Origin of the sequence: Candidatus Infernicultor aquiphilus, from assembly GCF_002784285.1 — a bacterium.
GTDB lineage: Bacteria > Atribacterota > Phoenicimicrobiia > Phoenicimicrobiales > Phoenicimicrobiaceae > Infernicultor > Infernicultor aquiphilus.
This window is the reverse complement of record NZ_PFKO01000337.1, coordinates 8,302-9,871: the sequence shown is the minus strand read 5'-3', so window position 1 is coordinate 9,871 and position 1,570 is coordinate 8,302. Positions and strand designations below refer to the sequence as shown.

Annotated in this window: 3 protein-coding genes; all 3 read left to right on the top strand. The window is 39.5% G+C overall.

Annotation, left to right across the window (positions count from 1 at the left end; translation table 11 throughout):
* Positions 1 to 510: quinolinate synthase NadA (locus COZ07_RS09405; RefSeq protein WP_406608306.1), on the top strand; the 510-nt coding region annotated here is incomplete at its 5' end.
* A gap of 2 nt (positions 511 to 512) precedes the next feature.
* A complete protein-coding gene (locus tag COZ07_RS09400; protein ID WP_406608305.1) occupies positions 513 to 728 on the top strand; it encodes a hypothetical protein in 216 nt (71 codons plus the stop codon).
* Positions 729 to 731: 3 nt separating this feature from the next.
* The gene (locus tag COZ07_RS09395) at positions 732 to 1,475 is read left to right on the top strand and encodes a nicotinate-nucleotide diphosphorylase (protein WP_406608307.1); all 744 of its coding nucleotides are present in this window, start codon (positions 732 to 734) and stop codon (positions 1,473 to 1,475) included.
* Positions 1,476 to 1,570 lie beyond the last annotated feature (95 nt).

Genomic DNA, 1,570 nt, shown 5'->3' with positions numbered 1-1,570 from the left:
GTTCCTGATATGTTCCTGGGAGATTATGTAGCCAAAATGACAGGAAGAAAAAATATGATAATCTATCCGGGAGAATGTCATGTCCATGCTAAAGTAAGAACTCAGGATGTCCTGAAGAAATTGGCAGCTTATCCGAAAGCTGAATTTCTGATTCATCCTGAATGCGGTTGTGTTTCAAACTGTCTCCATTCTCTTTCCTGCGGAGAGTTGCCAAAGGATAAGGCTCATATCCTATCAACCGGAGGAATGGTAGCATATTCCAAAAAATCATCATCAGAAGAATTCGTGATCGCTACGGAAACAGGAATTCTTTACCGCCTGGGGAAGTTGAACCCGGAAAAAGAATTCATTGCCGTTAGAGATGATATGATATGTCAATTCATGAAAATGATCACCCTACCGAAATTATTAAATACACTAAAGAACCTGGTTTATGAAGTAAAAGTGCCAAAAGAGATTGCTGATCGTGCCAGAATTCCCATAGAAAGAATGTTATCACTCTCAAAATAGTTATGGATAAAAAAGCTCTTATTAATAAATACTTTCAGAAAGCCCATCTTTTACAGGTTAGAAATTCTTTTTACGCTAATACTCTCTCCTCGCTTTTCCAATGGCTGGTAGCAAATGACAGTACCTGCGAAGACAAGACAACTAATTACTTGAAAATAAAATCTGTTAGCAAAGCCTGTATTATCAGCAAACAAGAACTTCTTTTGTCAGGTCTGTAAGAAATTGCTTTTCTACTTACCAAACATACCCATCTTAAAATAAAGACTCTTTATAAAGATGGACAACTCGTCAGATCCGGAAATGTTATCGCTGAAATCGAAGGTGATGCCAAAGAAATATTGGCTCTGGAAAGAACAATCCTAAATATTTTACAAAGACTGTCAGGTATTGCCACTGAAACCCATAGATTCATTCGCCTTCTATCTTCCCGCACTATTCACTGTAAGAAACCCTTTATAGCAGCCACCCGGAAGACACCTTGGATGTCTTTGGACAAAAAAGCCGTTGCGACAGGAGGAGGACTTACCCACCGCCTGTCTCTTTTAGACGGAATTTTGATAAAAGACAATCATATAAGCATTTTCAGAAAAACTCATAATATCTCCTCTTTCGCGGACTCGATCGACTATATCCTCAAGGTTCTTCAACCGGAAATTAAAGGCCAGTTGGTGGAAATTGAAGTAGAGAATAAAGAAGAGGCCGCCGAAACACTAAAGGCAATCTATCATCTGAAAAGCGATGCTGATTTTGCTCTCTTGCTTGACAATTTTACTCCACTCAGGGCGCAAAGACTTCTCAGCTTGCTTAAAACAAAGTTTAATTTAGGAAATATCATCCTTGAAGCCTCAGGTGGAATAAACAGCAAAAATATTGATACCTGGCTTAGACTGGATTTGGATATCATTTCAGTTGGCGCTCTGACCCATTCCGCCCAAGCCGCGAATCTTTCACTGGAATTGGCCTAAGGGCTCGTTCGTAAATAACTTCATAGATATTTACGATTACGGCCCTTTGTGCCGCACCGAAATATTCAAGTTATTATCGGATGCGGCCTAATTGC